24 protein-coding genes are annotated in these 22,439 nt (G+C 51.5%); 6 read left to right on the top strand and 18 right to left on the bottom strand.

The features are described 5' to 3' along the window. Window positions 1-9: 9 nt before the first annotated feature. The 4 genes from nrdE to OGV75_RS04225 all read right to left on the bottom strand — a co-directional run bounded on the left by nrdE (window position 10) and on the right by OGV75_RS04225 (window position 3,436). On the bottom strand, window positions 10-2,154 hold the full coding sequence (gene nrdE / locus OGV75_RS04240) for a class 1b ribonucleoside-diphosphate reductase subunit alpha (RefSeq protein WP_286480383.1): 2,145 nt from the start codon (window positions 2,152-2,154) through the stop codon (window positions 10-12). After that, window positions 2,127-2,537, bottom strand: coding sequence for a class Ib ribonucleoside-diphosphate reductase assembly flavoprotein NrdI (gene nrdI / locus OGV75_RS04235; protein WP_016157298.1), 411 nt, complete (start codon window positions 2,535-2,537; stop codon window positions 2,127-2,129). Before nrdI ends, nrdE begins: the two co-directional genes overlap by 28 nt. Then, window positions 2,534-2,779 (bottom strand): glutaredoxin-like protein NrdH, encoded by a 246-nt coding sequence (gene nrdH, locus OGV75_RS04230; protein ID WP_016157297.1) that lies wholly within the window; start codon window positions 2,777-2,779, stop codon window positions 2,534-2,536. Before nrdH ends, nrdI begins: the two co-directional genes overlap by 4 nt. 225 nt (window positions 2,780-3,004) lie before the next feature. Next, the gene (locus OGV75_RS04225) at window positions 3,005-3,436 is read right to left on the bottom strand and encodes a carboxymuconolactone decarboxylase family protein (protein WP_131346641.1); all 432 of its coding nucleotides are present in this window, start codon (window positions 3,434-3,436) and stop codon (window positions 3,005-3,007) included. Window positions 3,437-3,526: 90 nt separating this feature from the next. Here OGV75_RS04225 and pdxR point away from each other — a divergent pair, with 90 nt between their 5' ends. Both pdxR and OGV75_RS04215 read left to right on the top strand, forming a co-directional pair. Next, window positions 3,527-4,861: a MocR-like pyridoxine biosynthesis transcription factor PdxR gene (gene pdxR / locus OGV75_RS04220; RefSeq protein ID WP_286480382.1), complete on the top strand. Its 1,335-nt coding sequence runs from the start codon at window positions 3,527-3,529 to the stop codon at window positions 4,859-4,861. Between the two features lie 124 nt (window positions 4,862-4,985). Then, entirely contained in the window at window positions 4,986-5,336 is a 351-nt protein-coding gene (locus OGV75_RS04215; RefSeq protein ID WP_016154145.1) for a DUF2002 family protein, read from the top strand. A 36-nt stretch (window positions 5,337-5,372) separates the two neighbouring features. Here OGV75_RS04215 and alaE read toward each other — a convergent pair whose 3' ends face one another. Continuing rightward, entirely contained in the window at window positions 5,373-5,822 is a 450-nt protein-coding gene (gene alaE / locus OGV75_RS04210) for an L-alanine exporter AlaE (RefSeq protein ID WP_016154144.1), read from the bottom strand. Window positions 5,823-6,379: 557 nt separating this feature from the next. Here alaE and stpA point away from each other — a divergent pair. Then, window positions 6,380-6,781 (top strand): DNA-binding protein StpA, encoded by a 402-nt coding sequence (gene stpA / locus OGV75_RS04205; RefSeq protein ID WP_053389460.1) that lies wholly within the window; start codon window positions 6,380-6,382, stop codon window positions 6,779-6,781. Between the two features lie 36 nt (window positions 6,782-6,817). Here the strand turns inward: stpA and OGV75_RS04200 are convergent, their stop codons facing one another. From OGV75_RS04200 to OGV75_RS04190, 3 genes are all read right to left on the bottom strand, one after another. Next, a complete protein-coding gene (locus tag OGV75_RS04200; protein ID WP_016154141.1) occupies window positions 6,818-6,997 on the bottom strand; it encodes a GDFGVC terminal motif YodC-like protein in 180 nt (59 codons plus the stop codon). A gap of 80 nt (window positions 6,998-7,077) precedes the next feature. After that, the gene (locus OGV75_RS04195; RefSeq protein WP_016154140.1) at window positions 7,078-7,605 is read right to left on the bottom strand and encodes a rhodanese family protein; all 528 of its coding nucleotides are present in this window, start codon (window positions 7,603-7,605) and stop codon (window positions 7,078-7,080) included. A gap of 9 nt (window positions 7,606-7,614) precedes the next feature. Then, on the bottom strand, window positions 7,615-7,914 hold the full coding sequence (locus OGV75_RS04190) for an ArsR/SmtB family transcription factor (protein ID WP_016154139.1): 300 nt from the start codon (window positions 7,912-7,914) through the stop codon (window positions 7,615-7,617). A gap of 184 nt (window positions 7,915-8,098) precedes the next feature. Here OGV75_RS04190 and OGV75_RS04185 point away from each other — a divergent pair, with 184 nt between their 5' ends. Further along, window positions 8,099-8,257, top strand: coding sequence for a YqaE/Pmp3 family membrane protein (locus OGV75_RS04185; protein WP_003037242.1), 159 nt, complete (start codon window positions 8,099-8,101; stop codon window positions 8,255-8,257). Window positions 8,258-8,353: 96 nt separating this feature from the next. Further along, window positions 8,354-8,803: a peptidoglycan-binding protein LysM gene (lysM, locus tag OGV75_RS04180; protein ID WP_016154138.1), complete on the top strand. Its 450-nt coding sequence runs from the start codon at window positions 8,354-8,356 to the stop codon at window positions 8,801-8,803. A 12-nt stretch (window positions 8,804-8,815) separates the two neighbouring features. On the opposite strand, the gene csiR is transcribed toward lysM, so the two are convergent. The 9 genes from csiR to OGV75_RS04135 all read right to left on the bottom strand — a co-directional run bounded on the left by csiR (window position 8,816) and on the right by OGV75_RS04135 (window position 19,205). Then, a complete protein-coding gene (csiR, locus tag OGV75_RS04175) occupies window positions 8,816-9,502 on the bottom strand; it encodes a DNA-binding transcriptional regulator CsiR (protein WP_047358821.1) in 687 nt (228 codons plus the stop codon). Between the two features lie 45 nt (window positions 9,503-9,547). Continuing rightward, entirely contained in the window at window positions 9,548-10,948 is a 1,401-nt protein-coding gene (gene gabP / locus OGV75_RS04170; RefSeq protein ID WP_016154136.1) for a GABA permease, read from the bottom strand. A 153-nt stretch (window positions 10,949-11,101) separates the two neighbouring features. Beyond that, on the bottom strand, window positions 11,102-12,385 hold the full coding sequence (gene gabT / locus OGV75_RS04165; protein ID WP_019077521.1) for a 4-aminobutyrate--2-oxoglutarate transaminase: 1,284 nt from the start codon (window positions 12,383-12,385) through the stop codon (window positions 11,102-11,104). A gap of 25 nt (window positions 12,386-12,410) precedes the next feature. After that, on the bottom strand, window positions 12,411-13,859 hold the full coding sequence (gene gabD / locus OGV75_RS04160) for an NADP-dependent succinate-semialdehyde dehydrogenase (RefSeq protein ID WP_016154134.1): 1,449 nt from the start codon (window positions 13,857-13,859) through the stop codon (window positions 12,411-12,413). Window positions 13,860-13,882: 23 nt separating this feature from the next. Further along, on the bottom strand, window positions 13,883-15,151 hold the full coding sequence (gene lhgD, locus OGV75_RS04155; RefSeq protein ID WP_016157289.1) for an L-2-hydroxyglutarate dehydrogenase: 1,269 nt from the start codon (window positions 15,149-15,151) through the stop codon (window positions 13,883-13,885). Between the two features lie 19 nt (window positions 15,152-15,170). After that, on the bottom strand, window positions 15,171-16,148 hold the full coding sequence (glaH, locus tag OGV75_RS04150; protein ID WP_286480380.1) for a glutarate dioxygenase GlaH: 978 nt from the start codon (window positions 16,146-16,148) through the stop codon (window positions 15,171-15,173). 240 nt (window positions 16,149-16,388) lie between these two features. After that, window positions 16,389-17,102: an MgtC/SapB family protein gene (locus tag OGV75_RS04145; RefSeq protein WP_016157288.1), complete on the bottom strand. Its 714-nt coding sequence runs from the start codon at window positions 17,100-17,102 to the stop codon at window positions 16,389-16,391. Between the two features lie 31 nt (window positions 17,103-17,133). Then, entirely contained in the window at window positions 17,134-18,369 is a 1,236-nt protein-coding gene (locus OGV75_RS04140) for an MFS transporter (protein ID WP_016157287.1), read from the bottom strand. Between the two features lie 11 nt (window positions 18,370-18,380). After that, window positions 18,381-19,205 (bottom strand): MBL fold metallo-hydrolase, encoded by an 825-nt coding sequence (locus OGV75_RS04135; protein ID WP_016157286.1) that lies wholly within the window; start codon window positions 19,203-19,205, stop codon window positions 18,381-18,383. 336 nt (window positions 19,206-19,541) lie between these two features. On the opposite strand from OGV75_RS04135, the gene OGV75_RS04130 reads away from it, so the two are divergent. Next, a complete protein-coding gene (locus tag OGV75_RS04130) occupies window positions 19,542-21,716 on the top strand; it encodes an extracellular solute-binding protein (RefSeq protein WP_075847561.1) in 2,175 nt (724 codons plus the stop codon). Between the two features lie 56 nt (window positions 21,717-21,772). Here the strand turns inward: OGV75_RS04130 and OGV75_RS04125 are convergent, their stop codons facing one another. Continuing rightward, window positions 21,773-22,375, bottom strand: coding sequence for a short chain dehydrogenase (locus OGV75_RS04125; protein WP_016154131.1), 603 nt, complete (start codon window positions 22,373-22,375; stop codon window positions 21,773-21,775). Between the last annotated feature and the right edge of the window lie 64 nt (window positions 22,376-22,439).

Below are 22,439 nucleotides of genomic sequence, written 5' to 3'. Positions count from 1 at the left end.
TTGTCCTCCTTACAGCGCGCATGACACGCAACCTTCGATTTCGGTTCCTTCCAGCGCCAACTGGCGTAGTCGGATGTAATACAGCGATTTGATGCCTTTACGCCAGGCGTAAATTTGCGCTTTGTTGATATCGCGAGTGGTGGCGGTATCGGGGAAAAAGAGCGTCAGTGAAAGCCCCTGATCGACATGCCGCGTTGCTTCAGCGTAGGTATCAATGATTTTTTGTGGACCAATCTCGTAGGCATCCTGATACAAGGCCAGATTCTCATTGGTCATAAACGGGGCAGGGTAGTAAACGCGCCCGGTTTTGCCCTCTTTGCGAATCTCCACTTTTGACACGATCGGGTGAATGCTTGATGTCGCATGGTTGATGTAGGAGATAGAACCCGTTGGCGGAACCGCTTGTAAATTCTGGTTATAAATGCCGTAGCGCATGACATCTTCACGCAACTGCGACCACATTTCACGCGTTGGCAGCGTAATGCCGCTGGCGGCAAACAGTGTGCGAACCTTGGCGGTTTTTGGCTGCCAGTCGCCCTGCAGATACTGGTTAAAATACTCACCGCTGGCGTAGCGGGACTGCCTGAATCCGGCAAAGGTTTTGCCGCGTTCCCGGGCGAGCTTCATCGACGTATTCAGCGCATGCCAGGTGATGGTGTAGAAATAGAGATTGGTGAAATCCAGCCCTTCAGGTGAGCCGTAGGCGATACCTTCCCGTGCCAGATACCCGTGCAGGTTCATCTGCCCAAGACCGATAGCGTGCGATGCGCTGTTCCCGGCCTCAATTGAGGGTACACTGCGGATATGGCTCATGTCCGAAACGGCCGTTAAACCGCGAACCGCCGTTTCCACGGTCCGCCCAAAGTCTGGAGAATCCATGGTATGAGCGATATTCAACGAGCCGAGGTTGCAGGAGATATCGTGCCCTGTTTGTGCGTAATTGAGGTTTTCATCGTAGGTGGAAGCGCTGTTAACCTGCAAAATCTCTGAGCACAGGTTGCTCATATTGATACGACCGGCAATTGGATTAGCGCGATTCACCGTGTCTTCAAACATGATGTAAGGGTAGCCGGACTCGAACTGGATCTCGGCCAGCCGCTGGAAGAAATCGCGGGCGTTAATGTATTTTTTGCGCACTCGTTTGTCGGCAACCAGTTCGTCATACCGTTCAGTTACGGCGATATCACCGAATGGTTTGCCGTAAATGCGTTCCACGTCATACGGTGAAAACAGCGCCATTTGGGCATTTTCTTTGGCTAACTGGAAGGTGACATCCGGGATCACCACACCAAGCGAGAGCGTTTTGATACGGATTTTCTCGTCGGCGTTTTCACGTTTGGTATCGAGAAAACGCAAAATATCCGGATGATGCGCGTGCAGATACACCGCGCCTGCACCCTGACGCGCCCCTAATTGATTCGCATAAGAAAACGCATCCTCCAGCATTTTCATTACCGGGATCACCCCAGAGGACTGGTTCTCAATGCGCTTAATGGGGGCACCTGCCTCACGCAGGTTAGAGAGCAAAAATGCCACGCCGCCGCCGCGTTTGGAGAGTTGCAGCGCCGAGTTGACCGCCCGTCCAATTGACTCCATGTTGTCTTCAATGCGTAACAGGAAGCAGGAAACCAGCTCGCCGCGTTGCTGTTTACCGCAGTTTAAAAAGGTTGGCGTGGCGGGTTGAAAACGCCCGGAGAGTATTTCATCGGTCAGTTGCAGAGCGAGCGCTTCATCGCCCTGCGCCAGCGTGAGCGCCACCATCGTTACGCGATCCTCAAAGTCTTCGAGATAGCGCTTCCCGTCGAACGTTTTCAGCGTATAGCTGGTGTAGAACTTCCATGCGCCGAGGAACGTCTGGAAACGGAATCCGCTGGCGTGGGCGTGGGCGAATAGCTTCAGCACAAACGCGCGATCATAGCGGGCTAACACGCTGGCATCGTAATAGCCTTCATCCACCAACGTGTCCAGACGCGCCTGCTGGCTGGCAAACGCCACCGAGTTGGGGCGGACGTGGGCGGTAAAGAATGCCTCCACCGCCTGATGGTCTTTGTCGAACTGAATGCGCCCGGCCTTATCGTACAGATTCAGCATGGCGTTCAGGGCGTGATAATCCAGCGTCTGCTGTTCTACACGTTCTGCGGTTGTCGTTGCCAAAATTCGCTCACTCCTTTTTGCACGTTGTCGATATCGCTTTGGGTGCCCATCAGCTCAAAGCGATAGAGCCACGGCACGCCGCATTTTTGTGAGATGACATCACCCGCGCGACCGTAGGCATCCCCGAAATTGCGATTGCCGGAGGCGATCACTCCACGGATTAACGCCCGGTTGTGCGTATCGTTTAAAAAGCGGATCACCTGTCTCGGGACCGCGCCAGCTGTACCGCCGCCACCGTAGGAGGGCACGATTAAAATGTAAGGTTCGTCTACCCGGATCCGCTCGCGTTCGTTAAGCGGAATGCGGATGGCAGGCAGCCCCAGACGCTGCATGAAGCGGTGCGTATTTTCGGAGCTGCTGGAAAAGTAGACGAGCTGACTCATGCGCTGGCCACTTGAGGAGCCGGGCGCAGACGGTTGATCATGTCCGGGCGAAATCCTGACCAACTGGTTTCCCCTGCGACCACGACCGGTAACTGACGAAAGCCTTGATCGCGCAGGCGATCAGCCATATCGGGGTGTAAATCGACGTTTACCATCTCAAAGTCAAACCCGCGGCTTTCCATCGCCCGCTTAGTGGCGTGGCACTGAACACAGTTGTTACGAGTGTAAATAACAATGCGCATGATTCGTATTTCCATCTAAAAGTAAAAGAATGACGCGATAGAGGGCGTCAGGTTGTGTGTGTCTTGATAGAGGAGATACTAGATGTAGTTTTAAAAAGATTCAACCATACAAGATATGGTAATTTTAGATTGATGAGGGCATGGGTGATGAGCGTGACGGAGGAAGTGATAGAAACTATGGCAGGTTGCCGGATGGCGTTTATGTCGCCATCCGGCAGCGCAGAATCACATGCGCATCCCTACCGCCAGACGGTTAAAGCAGTTCATCAGGCTAATAGCAAACGTCAGATCGCTAATCTCTTTCGCGCTAAAATGGTTGAGCAGCGGCAGATAAACGTCATCTTCGGCATGGGTGCTGGCTATATGGGTGACGGATTCGGCCCACGCCAGCGCTGCACGCTCCTGCTCGCTGAAGTGATGACTCACCCGCCAGCCTGCCAGCGCGTCCAGTTTGGCCTGCGCAACACCGGATTTGCGCAGCGCCTTACTGTGCATTTCCAGGCAAAAGGCGCAGCCGTTGATTTGCGAGACTCGCAGGTAAATCAGTTCCGTCAGCGTAGGTTCCAGCGCGCAGTTTTCCAGCGCTTTGCTGGCCTGAACCAAAGCGTTATAGATTTCAGGACTGAGTTCATAATAGGGCTGGCGTAACATTGTCATGGTATTTCTCCTCGTTTGGATGACCCGCAATGTAGCACTATAATGGACTGCTACAGAGAGCCATATTGTTGCCAAAAAAGCAGACCATAAATGCCACGCTATCAGCAAATCGCCCGTCAGTTAAAAAACGCCATTGAGAAAGGTGAACTAAAACCAGGCACAAGATTGCCCTCCAGTCGGACCTGGGCCCAGGAGCTGGGGGTATCACGTTCGACGGTGGAAAATGCCTATGCAGATCTGGTGGCGCAGGGCTGGCTCGCGCGACGCGGGCAGGCAGGAACATTTGTCAGTGAGCAACTGCGACCGGAAAACGCACCTGTGTCTCCCGCTATCTTCGCCGGAGAAAACCCCAGGCCGCAGCCTTTTCAGATGGGATTACCCGCACTCGATCTCTTCCCGCGGGATGTCTGGGCGCGGGTGATGGGGCGGCGTTTACGCACCCAAACGCGTTTTGACCTGGCCGTGGGCGATATTTGCGGCGAACGGGTTTTACGTCAGGCGATTGTCGATTACCTGCGCGTCTCACGCAGTATTGAGTGCCAGCCGGAGCAGATTTTTATTACTTCAGGTTACGCGGCATCAATGACGTTAATCCTGCGCGCTCTGTCTCAACCCGGTGAGGGGATGTGGGTCGAAGATCCTGGCTTTCCGTTGATTCACCCCGTGGTGGCTCAGGAGCGCATTGAGCTGATGCCGGTGTCGGTTGATGCCGATGGTCTGGATGTCTGTGCTGGGATCCGTGACTACCCGCAGGCGCGTTTTGTGCTGCTCACACCCGCACACCAAAGTCCGCTGGGCGTCGCCCTGTCATTAGACCGTCGCCACCAACTGCTTGAATGGGCGACTCGGGCGCAGGCGTGGATCATTGAAGATGATTACGACAGTGAATTTCGCTACCACGGTAAACCGTTGCCGCCGCTAAAAAGTCTGGATGCGCCCCAGCGGGTGATTTATGCCGGAACGTTCAGCAAATCGATGTTTCCGGCTTTGCGCACGGCATGGCTGGTGGTACCCCTGACTCAGGTCGAACATTTTCGTCAGCAGGCGGCGCTAACGGCCTGTAGCGTTCCGGTTTTATGGCAGCAAACGCTGGCGGATTTTATGCAAGATGGCCACTTCTGGCGGCACTTAAAACGTATGCGCCAGAATTATGCCCTGCGACGTCAATGGATGGAAAACGCGCTGAGCGAACAAGGATTTAACGTCATTCCTCAGGAAGGAGGGATTCAGCTGGTGATAACTGTCGACGGAGATGATGTTGCGCTAGTGCGCAAAGCGAATCAGGCCGGGCTGGCGGTTCAGGCGTTAAGCCGCTGGCGAATAACTTCAGCAGGAAAGGGGGGAATATTGCTGTCGTTTACCAACATCAGCTCGGTGGAAATGGCGCAGCAGGCGGCGTATCAACTGCGGATGTCGCTGACATAATTCTGCGCGGTTCTTAAGATATTAGTCCCACCATCGCCACTCGTTTATGGACTTTTCTGAAAGCGTTGCTAATGCTGAATCAGGTAAGGTAAGCCCGCAGTAAAAAAGATAACGAGGAAAATATATGTATTTACGACCTGATGAGGTGGCGCGCGTACTTGAAAAAGTGGGCTTTACCGTCGATGTAGTGACGCAAAAAACGTACGGCTATCGTCGTGGCGAAAATTATGTGTACGTTAACCGTGAAGCACGTATGGGACGTACCGCATTAGTTATCCATCCCACGCTAAAAGAGCGCAGCTCTTCGCTGGCGGAACCTGCGACGGATATTAAAACCTGCGATCACTACCAGCAATTCCCGCTATATTTAGCCGGAGAGACTCACGAACATTATGGTATTCCGCACGGCTTCAGTTCGCGAATTGCGCTTGAGCGTTATCTGAGTGGGTTGTTTGGCGACGTTAGTTCAAACTAATAATGCGACTGGCAGGGCCAGTCGCGAAGAGATCTGTCAGGCTTTAGCCTGGTGATAGCTGCTGACCTTAAACAGGCGGCGGCAATAATCAAGAAAGTAGCCATAGACCGCGCCCATCAGCATTGATACCACGATGTTCGAACTTACTGCAGCCGTAATCTGGTGCCAGTCTGCGCCAACCGTCAATAGAATAATCACATACACTGGTGACTGGAAGGTGACATAAGCCAGCACGTCCGCCAGGTTTTTCCCCCATCCTGCTTGCGTGGCTTTACGCGCCGCGCGCATAAACAAATCGCGATACATGCCGTATGGCCACGCGATCAGTATGTTGACGGGGATAGCCACCAGTCTGGAGTACAGAGACTGTTCGAAGCTCATTCCTGAAAGGAATATTTCGATCAACATGTTCACGACAGAACAATAAACAACCATCGCGAACGTGTCTGCTACTGCATGACGCAAGCGTGACTGCGGAGAGAACATGTTAATGCTCCTTGTAAAAAGGGAAAAAAAGGTTTTGAATACCTTCTTGCTAGTGATTTGTCTTGCTGCTTTCGCGTTTGAATAGGATATCTGCCTGGATAATAACTAGCAACTAGCTTAAAATTTTTATTTATTACCTTTTTGTCGATAAAATGCTCTGCAATGGTTTGTTTTTTGTTCGTTTTGGTATTTTCGTTGCTGATTTAATTAAAGGCATTTTAGATCAATGGGTTATGGAAATTTGTTTTTCTGAATTTTTTGCGCTCCTTTTCTCAATGTTGACTAATGTGCAATATGTATACGCACCGGCTCCGCGCGATGTTGTGGCCTGTTTCTCGACTGATACCCTGAGACTCCTTGCAGGTATATTTATAGCGACTAGCAGAGGAATAGAATATATCGCATAGGCGATGTCAAAATGGATGCTATAAATACACGAATTAGCTTTTTTGATTAGTAATATGCGAATAAATTAGACTGGAAATATAATAAGCAGTTGCATACAATATTTAGGGTAATACCGTTTTTATGTTTTACGTTAAAGAGGTTTTGTTAATATGAGTTCAATGTTAAAAAACTTAAATAATATCCGCTCGCTGCGTGCAATGGCTCGTGAATTTTCCGTTGATGTGCTGGAAGATATGCTTGAAAAATTCAGGGTAGTGACCAAAGAACGCCGTGATGAAGAAGAACAACTACAGCGCCAACGTGCAGAACAGCAGGAAAAAATTAATACTTTGCTGGCGATGATGCAGGCAGACGGGATCAATCCGGAAGAGCTACTGAGCATGACGCCTGCGACGGCAGGTTCAGTTAAAAAACGTCAGCCGCGCCCGGCGAAATATCGTTTTACCGATCTCAATGGTGAAACAAAAACATGGACCGGACAGGGTCGCACACCGAAGCCAATTGCCCAGGCACTGGCTGCCGGTAAATCTCTTGATGACTTTTTGATCTGATTATTAATGCGGTGAGGGCGACCTCACCGCTTATTTTCAGCAAACGCCAAAATCACCCTCTTCGGTATATCGCGTCACGTCAGCTGCTTTTAGCGTGAATTTTTCGCCGCTTTCATTACTGGCGTGTACCGCCACAATGTGATCGCCATTGACTTCGACAACTTTCAGTTTAGGTCCACCCATGCGTGGTTGAACCAGATCGCCAGGTTTAAACATATTGCTCTCCTTTATTTATCGCAGAACTCACCATAGATCACGTCAATCAGCGGGTACAGCGCAGTTTCAATGATTACCGCTTAATGAGTACGTCGGTTCCAGGGCATGATATCCAGCAATCGCGCCATGCCGCAAAAGCCGGTCACGCCAGCGAGTATTAGCCCGGCGCCCACAAAACCGCTCAGCAGGAAGAAGGCGCTGCTAACGGTGTAGCCCAGAATGACGCCGAGTAAGGCAAGGCTGCCTGCGGCTATCTGCACCTGGCGCATCAGCGGTAACGGTTGTGAACGATCTTTTGCCACCGGAAAACCTGCGGCTTTCCAGCCGTCAATGCCACCTTCCAACAACCAGACCTGCGCAGGCGCGGCAATAGCGTTCAGTTTTGTCGCCGCGTTTTGTGTACGTTTGCCTGACTGGCAGTGAAAAATCACCTGCCCGGCGCGTAAATTCGCAGGCAGCGATCCCTGCTCTAGCGTAGGTAATGGCGCCAGATGCGCCTCCGGAATATGCTCGTACAGATACTCGTCAGCATCGCGGATATCAATCAGTTTTGCGCCTTGTGCGACCAGCGTCTGCGCCTCGCGCGGGGAAATCGTCCCAATGGTCATGATGGCTCCTTATGGGCAATACAGTGTTTTTAATGTGGCGATCAGTGAATTCACGGCCGCATTTTTGATGGAGTACAGGATGCGCTGGGCATCGCGTTGGCTGTCTATCAGGCCCTCTTCACGCATACGCGCCAGATGCTGCGAAGTGGCGGAAGGACTCAGGCCGGTAACACGGGCTAATTCGCCCGCGCTGGTACCGGGTGAGCCGCAGAGCATGCACAAAATCAGCAACCTTTTCGGGTTACTCATCGCTTTTAGCAGGGCGGCAGCCTGCTCAGCGCTGGCCTGGAGTTGTTCAAGTTCAGTCATATGTATTTAAGCATGTTCTAAATTAAGCTTATTCTAAAATAAACGGTCAACGTACGCCAGCGTAAAGAGCGTAAAGGAGGGTAAAACAGCAGGGGAAGGCTGGCAGAGTTAGGTACACTGACTATGCTTAGAGATAAAATCTCTTTTTAAACAATGAGTAACTTTTTGCTTGTATGGAGTGTGTATGGGTTTCTGGAGAATCGTTTTTACTATTATTCTGCCCCCGCTTGGCGTGCTGCTGGGGAAGGGGTTCGGCTGGGCATTTATCCTCAATATTGTTCTGACGCTGCTGGGCTACATCCCGGGTCTGATCCACGCCTTCTGGATACAAACGCGTAACTAATTACCTTTCTACTACGGCGCTCTGGCGCCGTTTTCTTTTCGCTTCTTTCTCCTCTGCTACACTTCCTGGTGTTGATTGTTAACTACCGAGGTGGATATGGGACTCTTTAATTTTGTAAAAGATGCGGGTGAAAAACTGTGGGATGCGGTTACTGGCAACCATGACACTGCCGATCTGGCAAAAAAGGTACAGGAACACCTGAACAAAACGGGCATCCCGGATGCGGATAAAGTGAACGTCCAAATTAACGAAGGTAAAGCCACCGTTTCTGGCGATGGATTAAGTCAGGAAGCGAAAGAAAAAATCCTGATTGCGATTGGTAATATCTCTGGTATTGCCAGCGTCGACGATCAGGTAAAAACTTCTGCGCCGGCGAGTGAAAGCCAGTTTTATACCGTAAAATCAGGAGATACCCTGAGCGCTATTGCCAAACAGGTATACGGTAACGCCAACCTGTATAACCAGATATTTGAAGCGAATAAACCGATGCTGAAAAGCCCGGATAAAATTTATCCAGGGCAGGTTTTGCGTATTCCAGAACAATAAGAAAGTTCAGGCTTATTGCGTCAGCAATTTGCCGGACATCGCTTGTTGAATAATCGGAATGGGCGTCAGCAGGTGCTGGCGCATTAATTCGCTGGCACGTGCGGCATCGCGTGCCAGAATTGCTTCGGTCAGCGTTTGGTGCTGATCGTGTTTATCTTCCAACATCTCCACCGACAGCACCGTTTTTCGCAGCCAGATAAACCGGTAGCGCGCCGCCAAATCGAATAGCCGTTCGCGCATTTGCAGCAGATACTGTGAACCGCAGCCAGCGACAATTGCCGAGTGAAAAGCCTGATGGCGCTGATCCCACTCGTCGAGCATCTGTTCACTGGCGTCAACGGCTTCAAGCTTGCCGAGCATATGCGCCCGCGCCAGAATTTCAGCTTCCCAGGCGTCGCCGCCGCGTTCAATGGCCAGCGCGACCAGCATGGCTTCCATATTTGCGCGGGCATCGAAAATATCGAGCAACTCCTGTTCGGACATTGGGGCGACACGATACCCTTTCTGATTGACCACCGTGACCAGCCGCTCGGCAACCAACTGCGAAAGCGCTTCGCGTAGCGGTCCCACGCCAAGCTCATAGCGTGAGGTCAGCAGGCTCATACGCAGTTTTTCATCAGGCTGATACACACCGCGGATGATGTCGTTTTTCAGCCAGCGGTATCCATCAATGGCCGTCGGTTGGGGAATGGCGGTCATGGTCTTACTCCTGAACGGTTTTCCCGGCCTGCGCCGGGAAAAGGTTTAATGCGTATTTTGCAACGGTGCTTTTTGCCACGATAGCAGTTTTTTCCAGCGTGACATAATAGGCACGGTGCAAATAATTCCTATGGCTAACAACCCGGTAGAGATAACTTCCAGCTGTTGAGCCGGGCGAAAGAGCATCACCACCAGCACAAAGATAATAAAGGCGATTACCAGCCAGGTAAGCCACGGATAGAGCCACATTTTCAGTTTAATTTCACCGCCTCGCGCCAGCAGGATTTTGCGCATCCGCAGTTGGGAAATTGCAATCACCAGATAAACCAGCAGGGCGATGGCGCCGGAGCTGTCGATCAGGAATTTGAACACCTTGGCCGGGGCGTAATAGTTGACCACCACGGTGAGGAACGCGGCACCCGTAGACAGCAACACCGCCACATAAGGCGTTTTACTCCGGTTCGTTTTACCCATAAAGGCGGGAGCATCGCCACGACGGCTCAGGGAGTAAAGCATACGCGAGGACGTATACAGCGCGGAGTTCAGACAACTGGTTACCGAGAGCAATATGACACAGTCCATGATCAGCTTCGCGTGTGGGATATGCAGTAACTCCAGCACCGAGCGGTAAGAGCCCACCTCTTTCAGTCCCGGCATGTTCCACGGAATCAGCGCGACGACCACGAAAATAGAGCACAGATAGAAGATGGAGATACGCCAGATAACCGAGTTGGTGGCGCGGACGATGTGCTTATCCGGGGTATCGGACTCGGCGGCGGCGATGGTAACAATCTCTGCGCCCATAAAGGAGAACATGGTGATTAGCATCGCGCTGATCACCGCGCCAAAGCCATTGGGCATGAAGCCGCCCTGATCCCACAGGCGCGAAACTCCGCTGACCTCGGCATAGGGGTAGAAACCGCTAATCGCCACCGCGCCGAGAGTGATAAACGCCAGAATGGCAATCACTTTGCACAGCGCCAGCCAGAACTCGAACTCACCGTAATTTTTGACGCTCAGCAAATTACTGCCGGTTAATGCCAACGTGATAACCAGAGAAAACAGCCAGATAGGAATGCCTGGAACCCAGGAGTGCAGAATGATGGCGGCGATATTCGCTTCCAGCGGGATAACCAACACCCAGAACCACCAGTACAGCCAGCCGATGGTATAACCCGCCCACGGCCCGATGGCCTTATCGGCGTAGGTGGAAAAGGAACCGGTATCCGGGGTGGCAACGGCCATTTCGGCCAGCATGCGCATAATCATCACCACCAGCAATCCGGCGAACAGATAGGCCAGTAATACTGCGGGACCGGCTTCTGCAATCGCCACGCTTGAACCCACAAACAAACTTGCGCCGATAACCCCGGCAATAGACAGCATGGTGACGTGGCGTGATTTCAGCCCGCCCCCTAAATCATGTGATTGTGACACTTGCCCCATCTTTTAAACCTCTCGAAAGTATTTCACTTGGGAGAGCACCCCGGCATTCCCGCGCCGGGGCACGCGTATTTATTGTTATTGACCCTGTCTGCCGGATGGCGGCTCCGCCTTATCCGGCCTGAGGATTGCGTTTTTTATTGGTCGAATGCGGTGTTAACCCTGCTTCGCTTCGGCAAAACACTGAGCGATAATGTCCAGCCCCTGGCGGATTTGGGCATCTTCAATGGTCAGTGGGACAAGAATGCGCAGTACGTTGTAGTAAGGTCCGCAGGAGAGCAGGATCAGCCCTTTATCGCGCGCACGCGCGACGATTTCCGCAGTCAGTTTGGCGTCTGGTTTCGTGTGATCGCCGTCTTCAAACAGTTCGATTGCGATCATCGCTCCCAGCCCGCGTACATCGCCAATCTCGCGGTGGCTTTCCGCGATAGCCAGCAGGCCTTCGCGCAGGGTTTGCCCCAGGTCGTTGGCTTTTTGCAGCAGATTTTCCTGTTCGAAAATATTCAGTACCGCCAGCGCGGCGGCACAGGCAATCGGGTTACCGGCATAGGTACCGCCCAGACCGCCCGGTGGGATTGCGTCCATGACTTCGGCGCGTCCGGTCACTCCCGCCAGCGGGAAGCCACCGGCGATAGATTTGGCGAAGGTGGTGAGATCGGGCGCAACGCCCATCTGCTCCATAGCGAACAGCGTACCGGTACGGCCCGCGCCGCTCTGTACTTCATCGGCAATCAGCATGATGCCGTGCTCGTCACAAATGGCGCGCAGACGTTGCATAAAAGCAGGAGAGGCGGCGTAAAAACCACCTTCGCCCTGGACGGGCTCAATCACGATGGCGGCAACGTCTTCCGGAGCGGCATCATTTTTGAAGATACGGTGAATGCTGGCGATAGCATCGTCTTCACTGATGCCGTGCAGCGGGCAAGGATAAAGCGCACGATACACGTGGCCCGGCATCAACCCCATTCCGGCAGAGTACGGGTTTACTTTCCCGGTCAGCGACAGGGTGTAGTGGGTTCGACCGTGGTAAGCGCCGCTGAAGGCGATAGTGCCGGTTCGTTTGGTGGCAGCGCGGGCGATTTTCACCGCGTTTTCCACCGCTTCCGAGCCGGTTGTCACCAGCAGGGTTTTTTTGGCGAAATCGCCCGGCACTTTCTTATTCATGATTTCGCACAGCTCCAGGTACGGCTCATAGGCCAGCACCTGGAAACAGGTATGGGACAGCTTTTTCAACTGTGCTTCTACCGCAGAGACGATCTGCGGGTGCAGGTGGCCGGTGTTCAGCACCGCAATACCGCCAGCAAAATCGAGGAATTCACGGCCTTCAACGTCCCAGACTCGACAGTTTTCTGCACGCTCGGCAAAAATAGGATGGATTTGTCCTACGCCACGGGGAACGGCGTTGCTGCGACGTTGCATAAGTTCTTTGTTGGTGCTCATCAGGTGTTCTCCAGTATTTATTTTATTAAAGGCCGATGCACATATATTTGATTTCTAAGTAGTCTTCGATGCCGTATTTCGATCCTTCACGGCCAAGACCGGAGGCTTTGATTCCCCCAAACGGGGCGACTTCGTTGGAGATAATGCCGGTGTTAATCCCGACAATGCCGTATTCCAGCGCTTCGCCAACGCGAAAGACGCGGCTCAAATCACGGGCGTAGAAATAGGCGGCCAGACCAAACTCAGTGTCATTAGCCTGAGCGATGACGTCAGCCTCGTCCTTAAACCGGAACAGCGGAGCCAGCGGGCCGAACGTCTCTTCTTTGGCGACCTTCGCGTTGTCAGGCACATCCACCAAAATGGTGGGCTGGAAGAAGTTGCCGCCGAGTGCGTGAGGTTTGCCACCCGCGATAATGCGCGCGCCTTTATCCAGAGCATCGGCGATGTGTTCCTGCACTTTGGCTACCGCTTTCTCGTCGATCAGCGGCCCGGTGGTGACGTCAGGTTGCAGACCATCACCGAGGTGCAGTTTGCTCACTGCCTGCTGGAGTTTTTCGGCAAAACGGTCATACACGCCGTCCTGCACGTACAGGCGGTTGGCACAGACACAGGTTTGGCCTGCGTTACGGAACTTTGATGCCAGTGCGCCTTCCACGGCTTTATCAAGATCGGCATCGTCAAAGACGATAAACGGCGCATTGCCGCCCAGCTCCAGCGACACTTTTTTGATGTCTTTGGCGCACTGCTGCATTAACTGACGGCCAATTTCGGTTGAGCCGGTAAATGACAGCTTGCGTACCAGCGGGTTGCCAGTTAGCTCGTTGCCGACCGCGCTCGCTGAACCGGTCACCACGCTGAAAACGCCTGCCGGGATCCCGGCGCGATTGGCAAGCTCTGCCAGCGCCAGTGCGGAGTAGGGAGTCTGGCTGGCCGGTTTAAGCACCATTGTGCAACCAGCCGCCAGCGCCGGACCGGCTTTGCGGGTAATCATCGCCGCGGGGAAGTTCCACGGCGTAATCGCGGCGGTAACGCCGATCGGCTGTTTGATGACGATTAGGCGTTTGTCGGCCTGGTGGCCGGGGATCGTATCGCCATAGATACGTTTGCCCTCTTCGGCAAACCACTCAATAAAGGAAGCGGCATAGGTGATTTCACCTTTGGCTTCTGCCAGCGGTTTACCCTGTTCCAGGGTCATCAGACGGGCGAGATCGTCCTGATGCTCAATCATCAGGTTGAACCAGCGGCGCAGGATGTTGGCCCGCTCTTTGGCGGTCAGCGCACGCCAGGCGGGCAGAGCGCGGTTAGCGGCGTTAATCGCTTCGCGGGTTTCATCCGCCCCCATTTTCGGTACGCTACCTAATTGCTGACCATTGGCGGGGTTGGTCACCGCGATGGTCTCGCCGCTGTTGGCGTCACGCCAGTTGCCGTCGATCAGTGCCTGCTGGCGAAATAAGGTTGGATCGTTAAGTTGCATAATTGCGTCCTGTCTAAATCGTTTTAACGGGTGAATGCGGCGTGTAATGTTTCCACGCTACGTGCCGCACGCAGCGTGCGTCCGGGATTACTCTGGTTCTCCAGCAGCGCATGAACTTTGCTGACAATATGCGCGCCGATAGGGATCGCCGACGTTGCTGCCGGAGAAGGCGCGTTACAGGTGTGAATTGAGCGTGGCGTGGTGACAAACAGGAAATCGTCGATTAGCTTGCCGTCCGGTGATACAGCCTGTGCCCGCACGCCTGCAGGCCAGGGCTGCAGATCCTTGAGCGTCAGACTCGGGCAGTACTTTTGTACCAGCCGCAGATAACCGCTTTTGCACAGCGAATTCTTCATTTCGCCAAGTCCTGAGCGCAGGTTGTTTTGCAGCACGCGACGAATGCCGGAAGAGCTGAGGATCTCCAGCGTATCGCTGAGCGAGAAGTCGCGTTTACGGTAGCCTTCACGTTTAAATGCCAGTACCGCGTTGGGGCCCACGGTGACGCTGCCGTCAATCATCCGGGTCAGATGAACGCCGAGAAACGGCATCGCCGGGTCGGGGATGGGGTAGATCAGATGGTTGACTATCTGGTTATGTTCTGACGCCAGACGGAAATATTCGCCACGGAACGGACAGATGATAAAGCCGGGTTCAACGCCGAGCATTTTCACTAGTCGGTCCGCCATCAGGCCAGAGCAGCTAATCAGCGTCGCTCCCTCAAATTCCTGACCCTGACGGGTATGTACGACAACGCCCGCAGCGTGCTCTTTTAGCGCGCTGACCTCAGCGTTGTAGATAATCTCACCGCCTTTGGCCTGAAATATCTTCGCCATCGCGGCGGTGACTTCGCGGTAGCTGACGATCCCGCTCGACGGAACAAAAATACCGCCCAGCCCGGTGATGTTGGGTTCACGCTCGCGAAGCTCCTGCGCATTCAGCCATTCGCGCTCAAGGCCGTTAGCGGCGGTGCGATCCCACAGCGCACGCATGCGCTCCATTTCCAGTTCGGAGGTGGCAACCAGCATTTTTCCGCAGACGTCGTAGCGGATGCCGTTTTGATCGCAAAAGGCTTTTGTGGCGCGATTTCCGGCCAGGCAAAACTGCGCCTTCAGGCTGCCGGGGGTGTAATAGACCCCGGCATGAATTACGCCGCTGTTGTGGCCCGTCTGGTGACAGGCCGGGCCGGACTCTTTTTCCAGCAGCGCGATTCTGGCGTCCGGATAGACATCAATCAGCTGCATGGCGGTCGACATGCCGATAATGCCGCCGCCAATAATCACAAAATCATACATCCGCTTTATTCCTTCGCGCTTACTGATGGGTCTGGTAGTGGTTTGTCGCGTAAGCGAAATAACCACGCTGGCGCATCAGTTCGCGGCGCAGGTCAGGATGCGAGGTAAAGCGATCGCGACCGTGCAACCAGAACAGGTTGTTGATTAGCAGGAATTTACCGACTGAAACCGGAACGGAAATAATGGCCTTGCTGGTTTCCAACGCATCGGACAAATCGCTCAGCCAGACGCCTTCTTCATAATCTTTTGGCTGGACGAACTGGTCGATGTAGCGCATCACCGGACGGCCTTGCTGGTCAACGTCAAACACCGGATGGAACACTTCCTGGCTGACGTTTTTGCTTGGCGGTGCGGCAAAGCGCATGGTGCGACGGGCCAGCGGGTGGGTAAAGTACTGATCCAGATGTTCCCAGTCGTCGAGGTGCAGCAGCAGCGAGTTACCGCCGGTCATGTTCTGCTCGTCAATCTTCATCATCAGCACATAGTCGGTGATTTCTTCGAGGTAGGTTCCGTCGTTATGCAGCTCCATTACACGGTGCGGCTGGCGCAGATAGCTGTCTGAGTTATCAACGTTTTTCACCACAAAACGGGCATAGTATTGACCGCTCATCGCGTCAAAATTGGAGCGCCCGATAAGATGCGCTACCGCCGTCGCCAGCTTGACCATCTCTTCAGCCTGTGCGACATCATCCACGCCAACGGCGTTGATCAGCAGTGCGCCTTCGGCACGATCGAGCAACGTTTTCAGCAGCAAAGGCTGCAACTGATTACCGCACAGGTCGTCGAGGATCTTGCCCACTTTGAAGCGCAGGAAGGATTTGTATTCCAGTGCCTGCACCGGCCACTGCGCTACGGCTTTCAGAAATTGCTCAGTGGTCTCAGCGGAAAAAGTCAGCTCCAGCAGGCGTGGGGACTGGGCTGATGGTTTCAACGTGAAACCGCTGTAGTGCTGGGCTGGATCATCAGCGTTCGGTTTTACGGCAGTCAGTGCGTTCATCAAATCGTTCCTCTCAGTAGATTGTCAGGGAGATATGGCGCAGCTCGTTTCGTAGCCATAAATTAAAAATATCTACATTTTTGAAAAACGCGCACAGAATGGGCTTATTTGTTTATTATTTGTGATCAAAAACAACAATTATTTAACATTATAAAAAGTAAGTATTTAGAGGCTGGATGGATACTGAGTGGCTATTTCAGGGGCGAACCCCCCTGATTTTAAAGAAGAATATAAGGTGTATTAATGTTCAAGTGCGATGGCGCAGACGTGTTCAACATGAGTCAGATCGTGGTATAAGTCGGGCAAGGTCATCTTTTTACGTATTACGATTTTGAGATTAACCTCAATTTTGCCCTTCTTGATATCCCTGATCGTGATGTTTTCAATAATGTTTTTCTGTTGATGAATGCGGGTTATCAGATTTTCGAGAGCGTCGCGTTGATCAAGAATGACCCGCACTTTTACTTTTCCGGGAAACTGGTTTCTGGTCTGTAAGAAAATAATGAATGGGCTTAGTTTGATGGCGAGTAAAAATAAAGCCGTGGCAAAAAAAGCATGAAAATAAAAACCGGCTCCACAGGTGATTCCCACCCCTGCAGATGCCCAGACAATTGCTGCTGTAGTAAGACCAGAGATAGCATCGTCATGTCGGTGCAGAATGACTCCCGCACCGAGAAAACCAACGCCGCTGATAATCTGGGCCGCCAGGCGCATAGGATCGCTACGGATATTCATCGAAATTTCAGCATAGTATTCAGCAGATTGTATTGATACGACAGTTAACACACAGCTGGCTACGGATAAAATAACGCAGGTTTTGAAGCCGACCGGTTTCCCTTTCGATTCCCTTTCCAGGCCAATAATGCCACCCAGAATAAATGCAATGCTGATTTTGATGATCGTAGTTAAAGGCAACAATCCTTGCTCATTGATGATGGCGGCCAGATTATTCATGCAATTACCTTAATGAGAGAGTCTTTAACGATCAGGAGTTTGCTTTTTTCAATGTGAGGTCCGTTTTGCGTTTGGAAATATCGTCCCGGAAGAAAATCAGGAAGAATACGCTGACCACTGCGGCAACGCCTGCTGAAACTAGCCAGAATGTTTCCCATTGGGGTAACGACTCTGGACCTTGTTCCGTCACGGTGTTATTAAAGATTTGCCCGCATACGGTAGAAGCAAATAGCAGACCAACGCCGTTGGAGACGATAAATCGCAAGCTTTGGGCTTGTGCTTTGATCTCTGGCGCGGCTTTACGGTCAACATAAATGTCGCCCACGGTAAAGAAAAAGTCCCAGCAGAATCCTTGTAACATCAGGCCGATCAGCACAAACATCATGTTGGCATCCAGCGAAGCATTAGCAAATAATAGTGTGCGGATAATCCAGCAAACGGCGCCTAACATTAGAGTTATTTTGAAGCCAGCTTTCAGTAAGAAAAATGACAGCAGGAACATGAAAATGACTTCACAGGCGATGCCAACCTGCATCATTGAAGCGGCGTTATCGAATCCAAGCGCTTTTAAAAAGACCGGGATATAGGCGGAATAAGCCGTTTTGGGGATCATCAGGACAAAAATACTGAGCATCAAAACTGAGAAACTACGGTCTTTGAAGAGCGCCAGAGCATCCAGACATAACAGATCGCGAAGCGTAAACACGCTTCCTTTTGCTTTCGGTGGGGTATTTGGCAACGTAAAACAGTACAGGCCGAGAACGACACCTGAGGCCGACGCAATATACCAGGTGATGGTATTTCCAGAATAACCCATTTCACCAATGATAAAGCCGATGACCATAAAGCCAAATGTGCCGAATACACGAATAAATGGGAAGTATTTTACCCCGTTAATGTGGCTGAAACTGATACTGTTAGCCAGCGCAGTTGTAGGATAAAACAGCAGACCAACCAGGAAAATCATGGTCAACGTCATACCTGTGTTGTGTGCCTCAATAAATTGTGGAACAAACAACAGTACACCAGCATTAATTAAATGCAGGATCGCCATGACTTTTTGTGACGAAAAGAAGCGGTCGGCGACCATGCCAATAAATAGCGGGGAAAGAATAGTCGCCAGGCCAAGCAAGGCATAGGATGAGCCAATAATTGTCGCCATACCATAGGTGCTCAATACCAGCCCCATGGTCATATTCCAGGCACCCTGCATGAAATATTGTATGAACATCATAATCAACAGGCGTGGTGTTTTATTAAGGTCCATATTGCATATCCTTATTGATTGATGCTCAGGTTAAGCCCGTCCCAGGCGACAAGAATGTTTTCTTTGTCGCATGCCGCAATGAGATCGTCGTGCAGCAGACCTCCGCTGTGTGAAATATGCGAGACGATAAGTTGGCTATTTTTCTCAAGGCAACCCAGTTCCGCAAGCCTGTCTCTGGCGGCGAAGACTGTTTCCAGACTCATGTGGTTATTAGTACGATTATCACCATTAAAACCGTAGGTGCATTCCAGGACAGCCAGATCGATTTTTTTCCCTTTCAACCACTGCCATGTGAGCTCAGGAAACCAGCCTGAATCATGTCCGTAGAAAATGGACTGACCTTCCTTTTCGATAAACCAGGTATAACAAAGCTCCCACTTGGCATGGTTAGCCAGTAGTGGAGTGATGCGGTATCCGCGAGTTTCAACGGTCACGAAGGGAACCAGACAATGAAAAGCAAATCTTTCAGCGCTGTAGCCCGGTAACACTTGGGCGGCACCGTTAATTGCACGGTCATTACCAAAAATGTGCAACGGATGAGTAATCTCAAATCCGTACCCTTCCATCCGGCTAAAAAGATCGCCGACGTTGAAATGATCGGGATGAGTATGTGTGAACAATAGCGATCTGATCTCTGTTGCGTCCAGGCCATCTCGCAGCAGTTGCTGGCTGAATTCAGGCGCGACATCAATGAGTAGTTCATCGTCGATAATCGCTGAAGAGTGTGTGCGTAAGTCTTTGCCTTTACGAATGCGGGCTTGCTGGCAGTGCTCACAACGGCAAAAAGGATTGGGGATCCCTTCAGATGCAGCGGTTCCCAGAAAATGAATCTTCATGTTTCCCTCTTAATGACAAATGTGATTGTTGTTTTTTTAAGCGTTAGTGTAATGAAACGTAATTGGAACGTGTCAATTATGATTCCAGCGTTTTATATGAACAATGATCTTTTGCTTTAGAAGTGATCCTCTTCAAATATTATAAAATTTATATATGCATTTCATTGTGTTAAGAATTTAATGTCATGAGTTTTGTCTATGGATAGCGTCAGGCTTTTATTTTGATATGATTATAAAATGCACATTTTTGTTTTGTAACGTTCAAATTATTGTGCTGAAGATAGTTTCCTGATGAGTGCCGTGCTAGCATCAAAGCATCAGGGGAAGGATGTAAAAATGCCAACTATCAAAGACATAGCAAGAATTGCCGGTGTGTCGCATGGGACTGTTTCGAATGTGCTCAATGGCAGAGGGAATGTAAGCGTCGAGAAAATTGAAGCGGTTCAACGTGCAGCCCGGGAAGTTGGCTATCAGTTGAATGCGCAGGCGCAATCGTTGAGAGCCAGCAAAAGTCAGGGAGTGGCATTGATTCTGCCCGACATCAATGCCGAGCAGTATTTTCAACTCTATCGGGGATTGCATCAGGTCTGGCAGCCTTCATTAAGCGAACCGATTGACCTTTACCTGACCAATGATCTGCCCAATCTTGAGCTGGAGATCCTGCAAACGCTGGCGGCAAAGTCTTACCAGGCCATTGTCTCAGTCAGTTGCCTGAATGACAGTCAGCCCTATTACGACTTGCTCAGACTCTCTCCGGAGAATGTTTTGTTTGCCTATCGCCAGCCTGTCGGCGCAGTTTGTTATTTTAGCCTTGACTATGTGACTGCCGGCGAAGAAATAGCGAGAAGGGCGCTGGCACAGCAGCCGGGCCATATTGGCGTTTTCTGTGAACGTCTGGAATTTTCCCACAGCGCGCGCTTTACTCAAGCGATACAGGAAACCTGCCGGGAATTAAGTCCGCATACAAAGCTGACGATTTTACCTGCACATGCCAGTGAAGCTAACACCGTCGCTTTTGACTTTTTTCGTGGGGCAATTCCCGATCTGTTTATTGTCCAGGACTCTGAGAGAACGCGAGCACTAACGCAAGCAGCCTGGTTTGGTAGCTCCCAGTCCTGCCCGCCAATATTGCAACTGAGTGATAATCTTCCTGCATCTTTCGACGGGATCACAAGCTACCAAATGGATTATGGTCGTTTGGGGACAACAATTGCCTCCAGAATTCGCCAGCCCAAAAGTAAAGAAAAGCATCGTATTCTGACGAATTGCGGTTTTTCCTGGAATGGTCAGTACGTGCCGCCGCCTGAGAAAGAGGCGACGCTGAATATGTTAATTTTACCGAGTCCTTCGACTGATGCGTTGAAGAAACTATTACCCCATTTTTATCGCCAGACCGGTATTAAGGTAAATCTTGCGGTTTATCCCTATGATGAAGTTTTTGAAATTCTCTCCCATCTTCATCTACATCCTTATTACGATTTACTGCGAATCGATATGGCGTGTTTTCCCTGGTTTGCAGAGAAAGCACTATTACCACTGGAGTCCGTCTCTTCTGAGCTTCCGTTACTGCTGGAACACTTCTCTGAGCAAATTCAACAGCACTTCAGCATAGTAAATGGGACGGCATGGGCAATACCTTTTGATGCCAGTATGCAGCTTCTGTTTTATCGACGAGATCTGTTTGAAGATGCGACGATTAAACGGATGTTTTATGAAGCAACGGGAAAAGAGTTAACGCTTCCAGAGAGCTTTGCGCAATTTGATGAGATAGCGGCTTTCTTTAGTCAATTACATCAGCCAGAAAACAAGCAGCGCCCGATGGGAACGGCGGTGACGCTAGGAAGCTCAGGGCTTATCGCTACTGAGTATCTGCTACGTTACTACGCGCTCGGTGGGCGTTTGGTGCGTGAAGGCGAGCCGGTACAACTCGAGCCTTCACTTGCCACTGCTGCACTCGAACAATATCTACAACAACTTTCTATCGCCGTGAACCTGCCCGGAGAGTGGTGGAGTGACGCGGTAAAACAGTTTGAGCGTGGAAATCTTGCCATGCTGATCATGTATCTCAATTTGTTTAACGATGTGGCGCACACCGCCATAGCTCCCACAATTGGCTATGCGCCCGTTCCGGGGCAACTTCCACAATTGGGGGGCGGCTCCATCGGAATGTCCCGCTACAGTAAAAAGAAAAAACAGGTTGAGCAGTTCTTTCATTGGCTCTATTCCGATGAAATTGCCCGGCATCTGGTTCTGCTGGGAGGGAATAGCGCCTGGTCTGGAATATGTCACGACCAAAACGTTCTCAATCTCTACCCGTGGTTTAATTTATTGAATGAAAAAGGTATGACGGGAATAAGGGAGTCTGAGGGAAGTAAAGGTGAACCTTTCAACCTGCGCCAGGCAGAGATTATTATCGGGCAAGGTGTGACGAATGCGATTAACGGCATTATGGATGTCACCCAGGCCGTGGAATATATCAATGCGCGAATAAGAAACGAAACGGGTGCCTGAAAATAGGCTGCGCCTCGCCTCTTAGTGATGACGTAAGAGGCGAGGTAATGCTTTGATCAGTAACCGACTTTATAAATGCGTCCGGTTTGGATGCCTTCCACGCTGCGGCGATAGGCATTGGCAACGGTAGCGGCGGGGACGCTTTCAAAGCCTGGGAAGAAACCATCGTATGCTTCGGCGGATTCACTGAGTACGGTTGGGCTTATCAGGTTGATGCGCTGACCACGACCTAGCTCACAGGCAGCAGCGCGCACAAATCCTTCCAGTCCGGCATTGATCGTTGCCGCATTCGCCCCTTGTGCGATGGGTTCATGGGCGATAATGCCGCTAATCAGCGTAATCGAGCCGCCATCATTGAGGAAATGTTGCCCGGTTAATGCCAGACGTATCTGGCCTAACAGCTTATCCTGTAATCCCTGATTAAAGTCCTCGTCGGTCATTGTCGACAGCGGACCAAAGAACAGGTTGCCGGTGGCGGAAACGATCGCATCTACCCGACCGACTTTTTCAAATAATGCCCCGACACTCTCCTGCGAGGTGATATCGACCTGGTAATCTCCCTGCGTGCGACCTACGCGGATCACCTCATGTTTACGGCTTAACGTTTCTGTGACTGCGCGCCCCACTGTACCGCTGGCACCAATAATGACGATTTTCATAACCACCTCCAGAATAGTGTGAGCCACTATTCTTTAATGAAAATGAAATCGGATAAACTGGCTA

It is taken from the genome of Citrobacter sp. Cb028, from assembly GCF_030336705.1.
GTDB classification, from domain to species: domain Bacteria; phylum Pseudomonadota; class Gammaproteobacteria; order Enterobacterales; family Enterobacteriaceae; genus Citrobacter; species Citrobacter braakii.
The sequence above is the reverse complement of the archived record's forward strand: the minus strand, read 5'-3'. Positions and strand labels throughout refer to the sequence as shown.